We start from the raw sequence: 14,853 nt of genomic DNA, 5'->3' as shown, positions 1-14,853 counted from the left end.
CGCCGGATCCTTCGGCCCGGTGCGCACCCGCATGTGGCCGGTCCGCGCGGCAAGGCCCGCAAGTCCCTCGAGCACGCCGGCGACGTCGTCGTCGGTGAGGCGATAGTAGCGGTGGCGGCCCTGCTTCTCCGGCTCGACCAGCCCGCCGGCCTCGAGCTTGGCCAGATGCGAGCTCGCGGTCTGCGGCGTGATGCCGGCCTCCTGCGCCAGCTCGCTCGCCGTCAGCGCGCGTCCGTTCATCAGCGCGGTGAGCATGTTGGCGCGGGCGGGGTCGCCGACCAGCGAGGCGACCAGGGCGATGTCGGGTCCGGATTTCATGCTTCGATGGTAGCCGAAGCATTATCGCAGGGCAAGCCGCTATTCCTTCGACACGTCGTCCTCGTGAGGCGCGCAGCAGGAGCCGTCATGTCCGTCACCGTCTTCATCCGATACCAGCTCGATCCCTTCAAGCGCGCGCAGTTCGAGGAATACGCCAAGCGCTGGCTCACAATCATTCCGCGCTGCGGTGGCCGGTTGATCGGCTATTTCATGCCGCATGAGGGCACCAACAACATCGCCTTCGGCCTGATCTCCTTCGAAAGTCTCGCGGACTATGAATCATATCGCAAGACGTTGCGCGCGGATTTCGACGGCGTGGCAAACTTCAACATTGCCGAGGCGGAGAAATTCATCCTAGCGGAAGAGCGCACGTTCCTGCGCCAAGTGGTCCTGTAGGTGGTAAGATAGCTCACCACTGAAGAGGAGATGCCCATGATCGCCGTGATCTTCGAGGTCTGGCCCAAGACCGAACACCGCCAGGCTTATTTCGACCTCGCCGCCGATCTGAAGCCGATGCTGCAAACCATCGACGGCTTCATCTCGGTGGAGCGTTTCGAGAGTCTGACCGAGAAGGGCAAGATCCTGTCGCTGTCGTTCTGGCGGGACGAGGCGGCGGTTGCTGCCTGGCGCAACACGATGGAGCACCGCCGCACCCAGGCCAAGGGCCGCGGACAGATCTTCGCCGACTATCATCTGCGCATCGCCAGCGTGGTCCGGGACTACGGCATGAAAGATCGCGAACAGGCGCCGAAGGACAGCCGCGCGGTGCACGATGCGCACTAGCGATCGCACATAGGCGCGCCTATCTCTGCGCGGCCATCAAGGGAGAGAAACATGCACGTGACAACTGCTGACAAGCGCGCTGCGTTCAAGAAGATGCACGAGAGCGGGTGCTTCATCCTGCCCAATCCGGTCGACGTCGGCAGCGCCAAGGCGTTGCAGCATCTCGGTTTCAAGGCGCTCGCCTCGTCGAGCGCGGGCTTTGCCTGGACCATCGGCAAGGCCGACAATCACGTCACCGTCGAGGACGTCTGTCAGCATCTGGCAGCATTGAGCTCGGCCGTCGACATTCCCGTCAATGCCGATTTCGAGGGCGGCTTTGCGGTCGAGCCGGACAGGGTCGCCGACAATGTCGAGCGCTGCGTGCGCACCGGCGTGGCCGGCCTGTCGATCGAGGATTCCACCGGCGACAAGGACAAGCCGATCTACGAGCGCACGCTCGCGGTCGAGCGCATCAAGGCCTCGCGCAAGGCGATCGGCGACAGCGGCACGCTGCTGGTCGGCCGCTGTGAAGCCTATCTATGGGGCGTGAGCGATCTCAAGCTCGTCATCGATCGGCTCACTGCCTATGCGGACGCCGGGGCGGATTGCCTTTATGCGCCGGGCCTGAAGACCCGCGAGGACATCGCTGCTGTCGTGAAGGCGGTCGCACCAAAGCCGTTCAACCTGCTGATCGGCGCGTCCGGACTGTCGCTGAAAGAGGCCGAAGATCTCGGCGTCCGCCGGATCAGCGTCGGCGGCTCGCTCGCCCGCGCTGCCTGGGGCGGCTTCATGCGCGCGGCAAAAGAGATGGCGGAGAAGGGTACATTCACCGAGCTCGGCGGCGGCTATCCCGGCGGTGAGCTCAACAAGATGTTCAGCTAGCAAACGAAGAGCGGCGAGACATTGTCCCGCCGCTCTCATGTCTCATTGCGAATTCTTACTTCGTGCCGTCAGACGGCGTCTGCGTATCCGGCGCCGGCTTTGCGGCAGGCGTATCCGGAGCCGGGGCGGCCGGCTTGCTCGGCGCAGCACCCGTGGTCACGCCGGGCTCGGTGTTGTTGCGCGGCGTCACGTCGCGCATGCCGGGAGGTGCCGCGGGATTGGTCGCCGGCGCCTGCTGGGCGGTTTGCGTTGCCGGCGGATTGCTGGCCTGGTTGGTCGTGCTGGTATTGTTCAGGCCGTAGAACACGGCACCCAGCACCAGTGCGATCGCAACGGCGAACAACGCAACCTTGCCGCTGGAGGCGGGGCCTTCACCAAGCTCGGGATCGGCCTGAAGGTCGGCATCCCGGCGCGCCGTGCGAAGATACTCATCGTCGGCGAGGTTCGGGCGATACGGATCGTTGGGAAAACGGTCGTCAGCCATCGATTAGGTCTCCTCGGTTAAGACGCCGGGACAACCCTCAGGTGCGAGATTCTGTTCCGCGCTTCCTATCCTTTCGTCGCATGTTGCTCTCATGGCGGGAATCGGGAACCTGTTGATTCCCGGGAACCCCGCGCGAGTTCCATGGCTGCGATGAGGAACAAGCCAGGACCAAGCCCAAGGGAATGAGCAATGTGGAGCCTGCCGCCAACCGATAGCGTGCTGCATTTCCTATCCCTGGTCGCGATTGCCGCGCAGGGCATGACGGCCGCGCTCGCCGCCGGGCGCCGCAGCATGGACTGGTTAGGAGTGTGCTTCCTCGGCTGCATCACCGCGCTCGGCGGCGGCACGTTGCGCGATCTCTTCCTCGGACATTATCCGCTGGCCTGGGTGCAAAACCCGACCTATCTCGCGCTGGCCGGCGGCGCCGCTTTCCTCACCATCCTGTTCGCGCGTCTGGTGCACCGGCTCAAGGTCGCCTTCATCGTGCTCGACGCCATCGGACTCGTCGTCTTCACCATGACCGGCTGCGATATTGCCTGGCAGATGGATGCCTCGCTGTCGATCGTGATCGTCTCCGGCATGGTGACGGGCTGCGCCGGCGGCGTGCTCCGCGACGTGCTCTGCAACGACGTGCCGTTGCTGTTTCGCTCCGAGCTCTACGCCAGCGTGTCTGTGGTGACGGGCCTGTTCTATGCCACCGCCTTCGGCCTCAATCTCAATGCCGAGCTCTGGACCCTCCTGACCTTCGCCCTCGGCATCAGCCTCCGCCTGCTGGCGGTGCGCTACAAATGGGAGATGCCGAAGTTCGTGTTCACGGGGGAGGGGGAGAGGTAGCGGTGATTTTGCCCCGCCCTCGCGATGAGGGGGATGGAATTACTCTTGTTTCCGAGCCTTCGCCACCTGCGCCGGCGTCACCAGCGGGCCGGCATTGCCCCAGGAATTGCGGATGTAGTTCGTCACCGCCGCGATCTCCTCATTGGAGAATTGCTTGGCATAGCCCGGCATCTCGCCGGTGTTGGGCGCGCGCGGCGTGGTGACGGTGTGGGCGCCGTCGAGAATGATGCGCAAGGTCGAGGACGGATTGATCGATTGCAGCAGCGCGTTGCCCGGCAGCGGCGGATAGATCCGCGGCGCGCCCGAGCCGTCGGCTTCATGGCAGGCGATGCATAGCTTTGCGTAGACCGCTTGCCCGGCCTTCATCTCGGCATCGTCAGGCGGCGCCACGATGGTCTCGCGCCGCGCCGGCGACAGGCTCTTCAAGTAGACCGCGATCGCGCGCACGTCGGCCTCGCTCATCTTCGAGGTCGAGCTGACGACGACTTCCGCCATCGGCCCGCCGGCATGGCTCCTGGCGTTGCGTCCGCTCTGCAGATATTCGGCGATGTCCTCAGTGCTCCACGATTTCAGCCCGGCGCGCGCGGCGCCATCGAGCCGCGGGGCAAACCAGCCGCCGATCTCATTGCCGGAGAGTGCCTGCGCGTCCCGGTCGGCGCCAAAATAATTCTTCGGCGTGTGGCAGGCGCCGCAATGGCCGAGCCCGGTGACGAGATAGCCGCCCCTGTTCCAGGCCGCGCTCTTGCTCTGGTCCGGCTCGAACAGGCCGGGCTTGAAATACATCGCGTTCCAGATCCGCATCAGGCCGCGATAGCCGAACGGCCAGTGCAGCTCCGGCGGCTTGTTGCGGCTGACGACCGGCGCGAGCGTGCCGAGATAGGCGCGGATCGCCAGCGTGTCGTCCTTGGTCATCTTCGTGAAGTAGGGATAGGGGAAGGCCGGATAGTAGTTCGAGCCGTCAGGCGCGATGCCGGTGCGCACTGCGCGCACGAAGTCGGCGTCTGTCCAGGCGCCGATCCCGGTGTCGCGGTCCGGGGTCAGGTTCGGTGCGTAGATCGCACCGAAGGGCGTGTCGATGCGTTTGCCGCCCGCGAACGGTCTTGCAGGATCGGCCGTGTGGCAGCCCGCGCAGTCGCCGGCGTCGACCAGCGTCTTGCCGTAGGCGATCAGCTCCGGCGACGGTTCGGCGGCGCGGCTGGCAACCGCACTGCACAACGCCAAGCCCGCAAGAGCCAAGCCAGTCAGAATCGTCCGCATCCCAAGCCTCTCCTGCGACCAATCGACCTCACCGACGCAAAGGGCGCCATCAATTCATTTCGCGATGGCGGGGGTATGGTGACACAAACTGAAAATCCCACGCGTGTTTCAGGCCACGAAATTGCGATTTTTACCCAGGCCTCCCTTTGGTCCAGATTTGTGGTGCGGATCGTGAAATATCCGACATAGAGTGGCGGAATTGGTCGGCGCGCCCTAGCTAAAAATAACGGGAAGGCAACGGCTTAAGTCGGCAAGACCTGAGCAGGGCGTGGAAAGAGGACAGCATGGGCATCAACCAGGGTCCGATCAGTCTCGATCAAAAATACACCCAGGAAACCGGGCACGTCTTTACCACGGGCATCCAGGCCCTGGTCCGCCTGCCCATGGCTCAGATCCGGCGCGACCGGGCCGCGGGGCTGAACACCGCAGGCTTCATCTCCGGCTATCGCGGCTCGCCGCTCGGCGGCTACGACCAGCAGCTGTTCGCCGCGCGAAAACATCTCGAGCAGTACAACATCAAGTTCCAGCCCGGCGTGAACGAGGATCTGGCGGCGACAGCCGTCTGGGGCTCGCAGCAGCTCAACCTCTCGCCCGGCGCCAAGTATGACGGCGTGGTCGGCATCTGGTACGGCAAGGGCCCGGGCGTCGACCGCTGCGGCGACGTGTTCCGCCACGGCAATGCGGCAGGCTCGGCCAAGAATGGCGGCGTGCTGTGCCTTGCCGGTGACGATCACGGCGCAAAATCCTCGACCGTCCCGCATCAGTCCGACCACGCCTTCATGTCCGCGCTGATGCCGTATCTCTACCCCTCGAGCATCCACGAGATGATCGAGATGGGCCTGCTCGGCATCGCGATGTCGCGCTATTCGGGCTGCTGGGTCGGCATGAAGGTGATCACGGAGACGGTGGAGACCACCGCCGAGATCGACCTCACAGACGAGATGAAGCCCTTCATCATCCCTGCCGATTTCGAGATGCCGCAAGGCGGGCTCAATCTGCGCTGGCCCGACGACCGCTTCGAGCAGGACCGCCGCCTGCAGGACTATAAGGGCTTTGCCGCCATCGCCTTTGCCCGCGCCAACAAGGTCAACCGCGTCACCATGGATTCGCCGAACGCGCGCTTCGGCATCATGGCCTCGGGCAAGAGCTATGAGGACGTCCGGCAGGCGCTGCGCGAGCTCGGGATCACCGAGCAGGTCGCCGCTAGAATCGGCCTTCGCCTCTACAAGATCGGCATGCCCTGGCCGCTGGAGCCGGAAGGCGTGCATGAATTCGCGGTCGGCCTGGAGGAGATATTCATCGTCGAGGAGCGCCGCGAGATCGTCGAGAACCAGGTCAAGCAGGTGCTGTTCAACTGGCGCGACGACGTGCGGCCGCGCATCGTCGGCAAGATGGACGAGCACGACAGGCGCTTCCTGACGTTCGCTGCCGAGCTCAGTGTCGCCTCGCTCGCGACCTCGCTTACCGAGCGACTTCTCAAGCTCGATCTCAATCCCGAGATCGCCGAGATGCTTCGCGCCAAGGCCGACTGGTTCAACGGCCGTCAGGCCTCGCAGATGCAGGCCGTCGCCCCTGTCTCCCGCACCCCGTATTTCTGCTCCGGCTGCCCCCACAACACATCTACAAAAGTCCCCGAAGGCAGCCGCGCGCTCGCCGGCATCGGCTGCCACTTCATGGCGCTGTGGATGGACCGCTCGACCGAGACTTTCACCCATATGGGCGGCGAGGGCGTGCCGTGGGTCGGCATCGCGCCGTTCACCAACGAGAACCACATTTTTGCGAACCTCGGCGACGGCACCTATTTCCATTCCGGGCTGCTGGCGATCCGGCAGGCCGTCGCCTCCAAGACCAACATCACCTACAAGATCCTCTACAACGACGCGGTGGCCATGACCGGCGGCCAGCGTCATGACGGCGATCTCTCGCCGCAGCAGATCACCTTCCAGCTCCATGCCGAAGGCATTCGCGAAATCTATCTGGTCTCGGAGGCGCCCGACGCCTATCCGGCGGACACCATCGCGCCAGGCGTGAAGCTGTATCATCGCGACGAGCTGCAGAACGTCATGAAGATGTGCCGCGAGTTCAAGGGCACATCGGCCATCGTGTTCGTGCAGACCTGCGCGGCCGAGAAGCGCCGCCGCCGCAAGCGCGGCCTGATGGAGGATCCGGCGCGCCGCGTCATGATCAACCCGGCCGTCTGCGAAGGTTGCGGCGACTGCTCGGTGCAGTCGAATTGCATCTCGGTCGAACCGCTGGAGACCGAGTTCGGCCGCAAGCGCGCCATCAACCAGTCGTCCTGCAACAAGGACTATTCCTGCGTGAAGGGTTTTTGTCCGTCCTTCGTCACTGTCGACGGCGGCAAGCCGCGTCACCGCGCGCCGGCCGAGCTCAGCGACATCGGCGCACTGCCGGAGCCGGCCTCGCGCCCGACGCTCGACAAGCCCTATAACATCGCGGTCGGCGGTGTCGGCGGCACCGGCGTGCTCACCATCGGCGCGCTGCTCGGCATGGCCGCCCATATCGAGGGCAAGGCCTCGATGATCCTGGACATGTCGGGCCTGGCGCAAAAGGGCGGCGCGGTGCTCAGCCACGTCCGCCTGTCGGATCATCCGGCCGAAGTGACTTGCTCGCGCATCGTCACCGGCACGGCCGATCTGGTGCTCGCGGCCGATGAGGTGGTCGCCGTCGCCAAGGACACGATCTCGCTGTGCGACTCCAGCCGCACCCGCGGTATCATCAACAGCCACGTCATTCCCACCGCCGATTTCGTCCTCAACCGCGACTTCAACTTCCAGACCCGCAAGCTGAATGGATTGCTGGAGACGGCGCTGCACAAGGACTCCGTCTTCTTCGATTTCACCAAGCCCGCCGAGCAGTTGCTCGGCGATGCGATCGCCACCAACATGATGATGATGGGCTATGCCTATCAGAAGGGCCTGTTCCCGCTGTCGGCGGAAGCGATCGAGCAGGCGATCGAGGTCAACGGCGTCTCGATCAAGATGAACAAGGAAGCCTTCCGCCTCGGCCGTCTCGCGGTGGCGGATCCCAAGCGGCTTGCCGACATGCTGAAGGGAACGGACGACGTCGTTGCGCCCAAGACGTTGGATGCGATGACGCTGGACGAGGTTATCGAGCATCGCGCCAAGCACCTGACCGCTTATCAGAATGGCCGCTTGGCGAAACGCTACCGCAAGCTGGTCGATCAGGTCCGCGACGCCGCTGTTAAGGGCGGCTATGGCGATGCGCTGACGCGCGCGGTCGCCGTGAATTATGCCAAGCTGCTCGCCTACAAGGACGAGTATGAAGTCGCGCGCCTGTTCTCCGATGGCGCCTTCGAGCAGCAACTGCGCGACCAGTTCGAAGGCGACTTCAAGTTCAACTTCAATCTTGCCCCGCCCATCCTCGGCGGTGGCCTCGATGCACTCGGCCGCCCCAAGAAGCGCGCCTTCGGCCCGTGGATGCTGAACGTCTTCCGCGTGCTCGCGAAGTTCAAGTTCCTGCGCGGCACGGCGCTCGACATCTTCGGCCGCAGCGCCGACCGCAAGCTCGAGCGCGATCTGATCGCCGGCTACGAGAAGGACGTCGCCACCGTGCTCGGCCTGCTGTCGCCGGTCACGATCGACACCGCCGTCGAGCTGTTGTCGCTGCCCGACCGCATCCGCGGCTACGGCCCGGTCAAGGAGAAGGCAGTGGCTGATGCGAAGGTGCGTTACGCGCAACTCGCCGCTGACCTCGCCAATCCGCCGCCCGCACCAAGGCAGATCGCGGCCGAATGAGCGGTCGTAGGGCGGATTAGCGAAGCGTAATCCGCCACCCTGCGCAACGATCGACGTGGCGGATTACGCCTTCGGCTAATCCGCCCTACGAGCTGCGTCGCCATAATGAGCTAGCAGACTCGTTTTCCGACCAAAGAATTCTCAAGTGAAATCAATCCCCATTCTACTGTGCATGGGGTTGTTTTTCAAAAAATGGGAAAGCCGCAGCCGCTGTGAGCTCGGTCCCGTTCGTCCCACTTGCGCCAACCCGCTGCCCTCTCGCAGGGCGGAATATTTCCGCGCTTGCCAATCCGCCCACCGCGGTTCAGAAAAACGGAGCAATAAGAAACGCGAGCGGAGACCTCTGTTTTGACCATCAAGGGCAAGGCCTACATTGCCGGGATTTACGAACACCCGACCCGGCACGCGCCGGACAAATCCACCGCCCAGCTCCATGCCGAGGTCGCCAAGGGCGCGATCGAGGATGCCGGGATCAGCAAGGACGACGTCGACGGCTATTTCTGTGCGGGCGACGCGCCCGGCGGCGCCTGGCCGATGGTCGATTATCTCGGCCTCAACACTAAGAAGCTCCGCCACGTCGATTCCACCGAGACCGGCGGCTGTTCCTACATCATCCATCTCGGTCATGCCGCTGAAGCCATCGCGGCCGGCAAGTGCTCGATCGCGCTGATCACGCTGGCCGGCAAGCCGCGCACCGGCGCGATGCCGCCGCGCGCCGCCGGTGCCGAGGTCGATTTCGAATCCGCTTACGGCGCGACCACGCACAATGCCTATGGCATGTGTGCCATGCGCCATATGCACGACTACGGCACCACCAGCGAGCAGCTCGCCTGGATCAAGGTCGCGGCCTCCCATCACGCGCAGTACAATCCGCATGCGATGCTCAAGGACGTCGTCACTGTCGAGGACGTCCTCAACTCGCCGATGATCTCCGATCCCTTGCATCGCATGGATTGCTGCGTCGTCTCCGACGGCGGCGGCGCGCTGATCGTGACCACGCCGGAAATTGCCAAGAGCCTGAAGAAGCCGCTCGTGCGCCTGATCGGCCATGGCGAAGCCATGAAGGGCCCGCGCGGCGGCAAGGATCTCGATCTGACTTACTCCGCCGGAATCTGGTCCGGCCCGCGCGCGTTCGAGGAAGCCGGCATCACGCCGAAGGACATCAAATACGCTTCGATCTATGACAGCTTCACCATCACGGTGCTGATGCAGCTCGAGGACCTCGGCTTCTGCAAGAAGGGCGAGGGCGGAAAGTTCGTCGCCGACGGCAATTTGATCTCGGGCGTCGGCAAGCTGCCCTTCAACACCGACGGCGGCGGCCTCTGCAGCAACCATCCCGTCAACCGCGGCGGCATGACCAAGATCCTCGAGGCTGTCAGGCAGCTGCGTGGTGAGGCGCATCCGAAGGTGCAGGTCAAAAATTGCGATCTCGCCATCGCCCACGGCACCGGCGGTCTCTTGGGCGTTCGCCACGCCGCCTCGACGGCCATTCTGGAGCGCGTGTGATGAGCGAGACGAAGAAATATCCGGCCCCGGTGACCAACCCCGAGACCGCTGCGTTCTGGGACGCGGCGAAAGAGGGCAAGTTCATGATCAAGCGCTGCACCGCCTGCGGCGAGGCGCATTACTTCCCGCGCTCGATCTGTCCGTTCTGCTACTCCGATAAGACGGTGTGGGAAGAGGCGTCGGGCGAGGGCACGATCTATACCTACAGCCTGATGCGGAAGTCGCCGACCGGTCCCTACGCCATCGGTTACGTCACGCTGAAGGAGGGGCCGTCGGTGCAGACCAATTTCGTCGACTGCGACCTCACGACATTGAAGATCGGCCAGAAGGTGAAGGTGGTGTTCAAGCCGACCGACGGCGCCCCGCTGCCGTTCTTCACGGTGGCCTGACGGCTTTCTTCCCCCCTTGTGGGGGAAGGCGGCGCGAAGCGCCGGATGAGGGGTATCGCTCAGCGGAAAGACTTTCTCTGCGGAGCCAACCCCTCACCCAAACGAGTATGTGGCCGGCACCGCGTAGCCCTCTCCCACAAGGGGAGAGGGCGCATCAACAGGCGCCGCCGCCCGCGGAAAGAACCGGGAGGAAACCAGAAAAATGTCCGCCAGATACGAAGAGCTAAAAGCCCTCAAGAACCTCGGCCAGAAATATGCCTACGGCGATCGCGAGGTGATGCTCTACGCCTACGGCATCGGGCTCGGCGCCGATCCCATGGACGAGAACGAGCTCGCCTTCGTCAACGAGGGCACGTACACGCCGCGGCCGCTGAAGGTGGTGCCGACTTTTGCCTCCGTCGCGGCGTGGGGCTCAGGGCCCGGCGAGATGAACCTCAACCGCGTGATGGTCGTGGACGGCGAGCGCGACATCACCTTCCATCAACCGCTACCGGTCGCCGCCAACATCACCGCCGATTCCTCGGTGCTCGAGGTCTACGACAAGGGCAAGGACAAGGGCGTCGTCATTGTCCACCAGACCGTGCTGAAGAACGAGAAGGGTGAGAAGCTGGCAACGCTGGTCGCCTCCCGTTTCGCGCGCGGCGACGGCGGCTTCGGCGGACCGAACCTGACCCAGCCCGATCCGCACAAGATCCCATCGCGCGCGCCGGACAAGACCATCGACATCACGACGCGCCCCGACCAGGCGCTGGTCTATCGGCTCTGCGGCGACCGCAACCCGCTGCACAGCGATCCCGAGTTCGCCAAGAAGGCCGGCTTCCCGCGTCCGATCCTGCACGGCATGTGCACCTACGGCATCACCTGCCGCGGCGTGCTGCAGACCTATGCCGACTACGACGCCAGCGCCTTCCGCCAGCACGTCGCGCGGTTCTCGTCTCCGGTCTATCCCGGCGAGACCGTGACCATGGACCTCTGGAAGGACGGCAACACGATCTCATTCGAAGCCAAGGTGAAGGCGAGGGGTGTTACGGTGATCAAGAACGGCAGGACGGTGCTGGGTTAAATCGGTCTCGTGCCCCGGACGCTACGCAGCACGAAGTGATGCGCTGCAGAGCCGGGGCCCGGAAAGCCCAGGCGAACACAGAACTGGGTCCCGGCTCTGCGACGCAGCGTTGCACGCTGCATCGCGTCCAGGACACAAGAAAAACAAACAGGGAGACGCCACCATGGGATTGCTCGACGGCAAGGTTGCGCTGATCACCGGCGCGGGCGGGGGGCTCGGTGAGGCCTACGCGAAGCTGTTCGCGCGGGAAGGGGCTTCCGTCGTGGTCAACGACCTCGGCGGGCCCCGCGACGGCTCCGGCGCCGACAAATCGATGGCGCAGCTCGTGGTCGACGCGATCAAGGCTGAGGGCGGCAAGGCGGTCGCCAACGGCGCCGACATCTCCACCATGGAGGGCGGCCAGTCGGTGTTCGACGACGCGATCAGGCACTTCGGCCGCGCCGACATCCTGGTCAACAATGCCGGCATCCTCCGCGACCAGACCTTTCACAAGGCCTCCGAATCCGACTGGGACAAGGTCATCAAGGTGCATCTCAAGGGTACCTTTTGTTGCACCCTGCCGGTGTTTCGCTGGATGCGGGAAAACGGCGGCGGCGTCATCGTCAACACCTCTTCGACATCAGGCCTGATCGGCAATTTCGGCCAGACCAACTATGGAGCTGCCAAGGGCGGCATCTGGGGCCTGTCCAACGTGCTCGCGATCGAAGGCCGCAAGTACAACATCCGGATCTGGACGCTGGCCCCGGGCGCTCTGACCCGCATGACCGCAGACCTGCCCCGCTACAAAGAGAACCCCGGCGCGGCGCTGGGGCCGGACGGCATCGCGCCGGCCGTGCTATACATGGTCAGCGACTTGTCGGGCGACCAGACCGGCAAGGTGTTGGGCGTGTCCGGGCCCCGCGGCGTGCGCGAGATGCGGATGATGGAAATGGAAGGCTGGAAACCGCCGCACACGGGCTGGAACGCCCGGGACATCGCCGATCATGCCAAGGAGATTTTCTTCTCCGAGGAGCAGATCAAGATGGGCGCGCGGAGGTTTTAGCCACACGATAGAGAGAACAAGGAAGACGATGAAACTCACCGCCGACGCCAAGGGCACCTTCGCAATCGCGCCGACGCCGTTCCACGACGACGGCCGGATCGACGAGCGCTCGATTGATCGCCTGACCGATTTCTACGAGGAGGTCGGCTGCGACGGGGTCACGGTGCTGGGCATTCTCGGCGAGGCGCCCAAGCTCGACGCCGCAGAGGCGGAGCAGGTCGCGGTGCGCTTCATCAAGCGCGCCAAGAAGATGCAGGTGATCGTCGGCGTCTCCGCGCCGGGCTTTGCCACCATGCGCTCGCTGGCCAAGGCCTCGATGGATGCGGGCGCGGCCGGCGTGATGATCGCGCCGCCACCGTCCTTGCGCACCGACGACCAGATCGTCACCTATTTCAAGCAGGCGGCGGAAGCCATCGGGCCAGACGTGCCCTGGGTTCTGCAGGACTATCCGTTGACGCTCTCGGTGGTGTTCACGCCGTCCGTGATCCGCAAGATCGTCATGGACAATCCAAATTGCGTGATGCTCAAGCACGAGGACTGGCCGGGCCTGGAGAAGATCACGATCCTGCGCGGCTTCCAGAAGGACGGCTCGCTCCGTCCGCTCTCGATCCTCTGCGGCAATGGCGGCACGTTCCTCGATTTCGAGATGGAGCGCGGCGCCGACGGCGCCATGACCGGCTACGCTTTCCCGGAGCTTCTGATCGATGTCGTCAACCTTTCCAAGGCCGGCAAGCGCGATGCCGCGCATGATCTGTTCGACGCGCATCTGCCGCTGATCCGCTACGAGCAGCAGCCCGGCGTCGGCCTGACCATCCGCAAATACGTGCTGCAGAAGCGCGGCATCATCGCCTCCAGCGCGCAGCGCAAGCCCGGCGCGACCATCACGGCGACGGCGAAGGCGGAGGTCGAGTATCTGCTGTCGCGTGTTGCCCGGGTGGACAAGCGCGCCAATCTCGGCCCGCAATCCAGCGCCGCGGGTTAGTCGCATGGCCGAGACATCAGCATCACGCCCGGCCTCGACGATTCTCCTGCTTCGCGACGGCGCGCAGGCCGAAATCGAAGTCTTCATGATGGTCCGCCATCATCAGATCGAGTTCAACTCGGGCGCGCTGGTGTTTCCCGGCGGCAGCGTCGATGCCGGCGACAACGAGATCGTCGCGCGCTCCGACCTCTACTTGGGTGGCGACGGCCTCAGCGAATCCGACCGCGGCTTTCGCATCGCCGCGATCCGCGAGACGTTTGAGGAAAGCGGCATCCTGCTGGCGCGGTCGAAGGCGACGGGCGCCCCGGTCGATGCCAGACGCGCCGGCGAGATCGCAGACGCGCATCGCGTCGCGCTCAACGAGCACAAGATCAGCTTCCTGAACATTCTCGCCGACAACGGCCTGCAGCTCGCCCTCGACACGCTGGTGCCTTACGCGCACTGGATCACGCCGGAGGGTATGCCCAAGCGCTTCGACACTTGGTTTTTCCTCGCTGCCGCACCGCCCGACCAGCTCGGCGCCCATGACGGTCGTGAATCCACCGACTCGATCTGGGTCTCGCCGCGCGAGGCGGTGGAGGGCGGTGAGAGCGGGCGCTTCAAGCTGCCGTTCCCGACCACGCGCAATCTGATCCGGCTCGCCAAGCAGGGCAGCGTGAACGCCGCGATGGAGCACGCCCGCGGCATGTCGATCGTGACGGTGATGCCGGTCATGACCAAGACCGAAACCGGGCGCCAGCTCCGCATCCCCCGCGAAGCCGGCTATGACGGCGAGGTGTTCGAGGTCGGGGCGGTCGGCTAATACACTTAGACGCGCAACGAAGTATTTCCGCCTGCGGATGCGCTAGGTTCCGTCCATATTGGAATGGACGGGACGCACAATGAACAACCGGCAGGACACCAACATCGCCGGCGAACTGGCGCTCCTGGTCGTGCTCGCTGCGCTCTGGGGCGGCTCCTACACCTTCATCAAGCTGGGCGTTGCCACCATCCCGCCGATCACGCTGATCGCGGCGCGCACCACGATCGCGGGCCTGTTGCTGCTGGCCGTCATGTGGGCGCGCGGCATCAGCATGCCCAGAGATGCCGCGATCTGGCGGCGCTTCGCGTTCCAGGCCGTGCTCAACAGCGTCATCCCCTGGACGCTGATCGCCTGGGGCGAGCGCCATGTCGATGCCGCGCTCGCCACCATCCTCAACTCCGCCGCACCGATCTTCACCTTCCTGCTGACGGCAGTCGTGACCCGCCACGAGGCAACGACCCCGCGAAAGCTGCTCGGCGTCGTGGCAGGAATGGCCGGCATCCTGCTGATCGTCGGCGTCGACGCCTTCCATGACATCGGCAGCGGCCTCCTCGCGGAGGCGGCGATCGTCGCCGCCACCATCTGCTATGCTTGCGCCGCGATCTTCGGCCGCAGCTTCAAAGGCCTCGACCCCATGGCGCCGGCCGCCGGCTCGCTGCTGGCCGGGGCGGCGGTGCTGATCCCGGCCTCGCTCGTGGTCGAGCAGCCCTGGACGTTGGCGCCCTCGCAAAGCTCGGTGCTGGCGCTGCTCGCGCT

Annotated in this window: 15 protein-coding genes; 12 read left to right on the top strand and 3 right to left on the bottom strand. The window is 64.7% G+C overall.

The genetic code is table 11. From position 1 onward, the window contains the following. Positions 1–318 (bottom strand): ArsR/SmtB family transcription factor (locus SE92_RS06990; RefSeq protein ID WP_157095851.1); only part of this gene is annotated, 318 nt, incomplete at its 3' end. Positions 319–405: 87 nt separating this feature from the next. Between SE92_RS06990 and SE92_RS06985 the strand changes: the two genes are divergently transcribed. From SE92_RS06985 to SE92_RS06975, 3 genes are read left to right on the top strand one after another with little or no spacing between them, the layout of a single operon-like run. Then, positions 406–714 (top strand): NIPSNAP family protein, encoded by a 309-nt coding sequence (locus SE92_RS06985; protein ID WP_063195069.1) that lies wholly within the window; start codon positions 406–408, stop codon positions 712–714. A gap of 36 nt (positions 715–750) precedes the next feature. Beyond that, positions 751–1,101: an antibiotic biosynthesis monooxygenase family protein gene (locus tag SE92_RS06980; RefSeq protein ID WP_063195068.1), complete on the top strand. Its 351-nt coding sequence runs from the start codon at positions 751–753 to the stop codon at positions 1,099–1,101. Positions 1,102–1,152: 51 nt separating this feature from the next. Further along, the gene (locus tag SE92_RS06975; protein WP_063195067.1) at positions 1,153–1,962 is read left to right on the top strand and encodes an isocitrate lyase/PEP mutase family protein; all 810 of its coding nucleotides are present in this window, start codon (positions 1,153–1,155) and stop codon (positions 1,960–1,962) included. Between the two features lie 55 nt (positions 1,963–2,017). Here SE92_RS06975 and SE92_RS06970 read toward each other — a convergent pair whose 3' ends face one another. Beyond that, positions 2,018–2,446 (bottom strand): hypothetical protein, encoded by a 429-nt coding sequence (locus tag SE92_RS06970; RefSeq protein ID WP_063195066.1) that lies wholly within the window; start codon positions 2,444–2,446, stop codon positions 2,018–2,020. Between the two features lie 189 nt (positions 2,447–2,635). On the opposite strand from SE92_RS06970, the gene SE92_RS06965 reads away from it, so the two are divergent. Then, positions 2,636–3,280: a trimeric intracellular cation channel family protein gene (locus SE92_RS06965; RefSeq protein ID WP_063195065.1), complete on the top strand. Its 645-nt coding sequence runs from the start codon at positions 2,636–2,638 to the stop codon at positions 3,278–3,280. Between the two features lie 39 nt (positions 3,281–3,319). Here the strand turns inward: SE92_RS06965 and SE92_RS06960 are convergent, their stop codons facing one another. Continuing rightward, entirely contained in the window at positions 3,320–4,537 is a 1,218-nt protein-coding gene (locus SE92_RS06960; protein WP_063195064.1) for a c-type cytochrome, read from the bottom strand. A gap of 284 nt (positions 4,538–4,821) precedes the next feature. On the opposite strand from SE92_RS06960, the gene SE92_RS06955 reads away from it, so the two are divergent. From SE92_RS06955 to SE92_RS06920, 8 genes are all read left to right on the top strand, one after another. Further along, positions 4,822–8,313 carry an indolepyruvate ferredoxin oxidoreductase family protein gene (locus tag SE92_RS06955; protein WP_063195063.1) on the top strand — a complete coding sequence of 1,164 codons (3,492 nt, stop codon included), beginning with the start codon at positions 4,822–4,824 and terminating at the stop codon, positions 8,311–8,313. A 348-nt stretch (positions 8,314–8,661) separates the two neighbouring features. After that, positions 8,662–9,819: a thiolase family protein gene (locus SE92_RS06950; protein WP_063195062.1), complete on the top strand. Its 1,158-nt coding sequence runs from the start codon at positions 8,662–8,664 to the stop codon at positions 9,817–9,819. Further along, positions 9,819–10,208 (top strand): Zn-ribbon domain-containing OB-fold protein, encoded by a 390-nt coding sequence (locus SE92_RS06945; protein WP_063195061.1) that lies wholly within the window; start codon positions 9,819–9,821, stop codon positions 10,206–10,208. Before SE92_RS06950 ends, SE92_RS06945 begins: the two co-directional genes overlap by 1 nt. A 202-nt stretch (positions 10,209–10,410) precedes the next feature. Beyond that, on the top strand, positions 10,411–11,271 hold the full coding sequence (locus SE92_RS06940; protein WP_063195060.1) for a MaoC family dehydratase: 861 nt from the start codon (positions 10,411–10,413) through the stop codon (positions 11,269–11,271). A gap of 163 nt (positions 11,272–11,434) precedes the next feature. Continuing rightward, a complete protein-coding gene (locus SE92_RS06935) occupies positions 11,435–12,313 on the top strand; it encodes an SDR family oxidoreductase (protein ID WP_063195059.1) in 879 nt (292 codons plus the stop codon). 28 nt (positions 12,314–12,341) lie between these two features. Further along, on the top strand, positions 12,342–13,295 hold the full coding sequence (locus SE92_RS06930) for a dihydrodipicolinate synthase family protein (protein ID WP_063195058.1): 954 nt from the start codon (positions 12,342–12,344) through the stop codon (positions 13,293–13,295). A 4-nt stretch (positions 13,296–13,299) separates the two neighbouring features. Further along, complete coding sequence (locus SE92_RS06925) at positions 13,300–14,097, top strand: NUDIX hydrolase (protein ID WP_063195057.1); 798 nt, start codon at positions 13,300–13,302, stop codon at positions 14,095–14,097. A gap of 79 nt (positions 14,098–14,176) precedes the next feature. Next, positions 14,177–14,853, top strand: a 677-nt coding sequence (locus SE92_RS06920) for a DMT family transporter (RefSeq protein ID WP_063203378.1), incomplete at its 3' end; no start/stop codon positions are given.

The organism is Bradyrhizobium sp. AT1 (assembly GCF_001590795.1).
Classification (GTDB): Bacteria; Pseudomonadota; Alphaproteobacteria; order Rhizobiales; family Xanthobacteraceae; genus Bradyrhizobium.
The sequence above is the reverse complement of the archived record's forward strand: the minus strand, read 5'-3'. Positions and strand labels throughout refer to the sequence as shown.

What these genes read in the sequence shown, in the direction of transcription:
- SE92_RS06985 (WP_063195069.1), top strand. Translation starts at nt 406, where the DNA reads ATGTCCGTCACCGTCTTCATCCGATACCAGCTCGATCCCTTCAAGCGC.
- SE92_RS06980 (WP_063195068.1), top strand. Translation starts at nt 751, where the DNA reads ATGATCGCCGTGATCTTCGAGGTCTGGCCCAAGACCGAACACCGCCAG.
- SE92_RS06975 (WP_063195067.1), top strand. Translation starts at nt 1,153, where the DNA reads ATGCACGTGACAACTGCTGACAAGCGCGCTGCGTTCAAGAAGATGCAC.
- SE92_RS06970 (WP_063195066.1), bottom strand. Translation starts at nt 2,446, where the DNA reads ATGGCTGACGACCGTTTTCCCAACGATCCGTATCGCCCGAACCTCGCC.
- SE92_RS06965 (WP_063195065.1), top strand. Translation starts at nt 2,636, where the DNA reads ATGTGGAGCCTGCCGCCAACCGATAGCGTGCTGCATTTCCTATCCCTG.
- SE92_RS06960 (WP_063195064.1), bottom strand. Translation starts at nt 4,537, where the DNA reads ATGCGGACGATTCTGACTGGCTTGGCTCTTGCGGGCTTGGCGTTGTGC.
- SE92_RS06955 (WP_063195063.1), top strand. Translation starts at nt 4,822, where the DNA reads ATGGGCATCAACCAGGGTCCGATCAGTCTCGATCAAAAATACACCCAG.
- SE92_RS06945 (WP_063195061.1), top strand. Translation starts at nt 9,819, where the DNA reads ATGAGCGAGACGAAGAAATATCCGGCCCCGGTGACCAACCCCGAGACC.
- SE92_RS06940 (WP_063195060.1), top strand. Translation starts at nt 10,411, where the DNA reads ATGTCCGCCAGATACGAAGAGCTAAAAGCCCTCAAGAACCTCGGCCAG.
- SE92_RS06935 (WP_063195059.1), top strand. Translation starts at nt 11,435, where the DNA reads ATGGGATTGCTCGACGGCAAGGTTGCGCTGATCACCGGCGCGGGCGGG.
- SE92_RS06930 (WP_063195058.1), top strand. Translation starts at nt 12,342, where the DNA reads ATGAAACTCACCGCCGACGCCAAGGGCACCTTCGCAATCGCGCCGACG.
- SE92_RS06925 (WP_063195057.1), top strand. Translation starts at nt 13,300, where the DNA reads ATGGCCGAGACATCAGCATCACGCCCGGCCTCGACGATTCTCCTGCTT.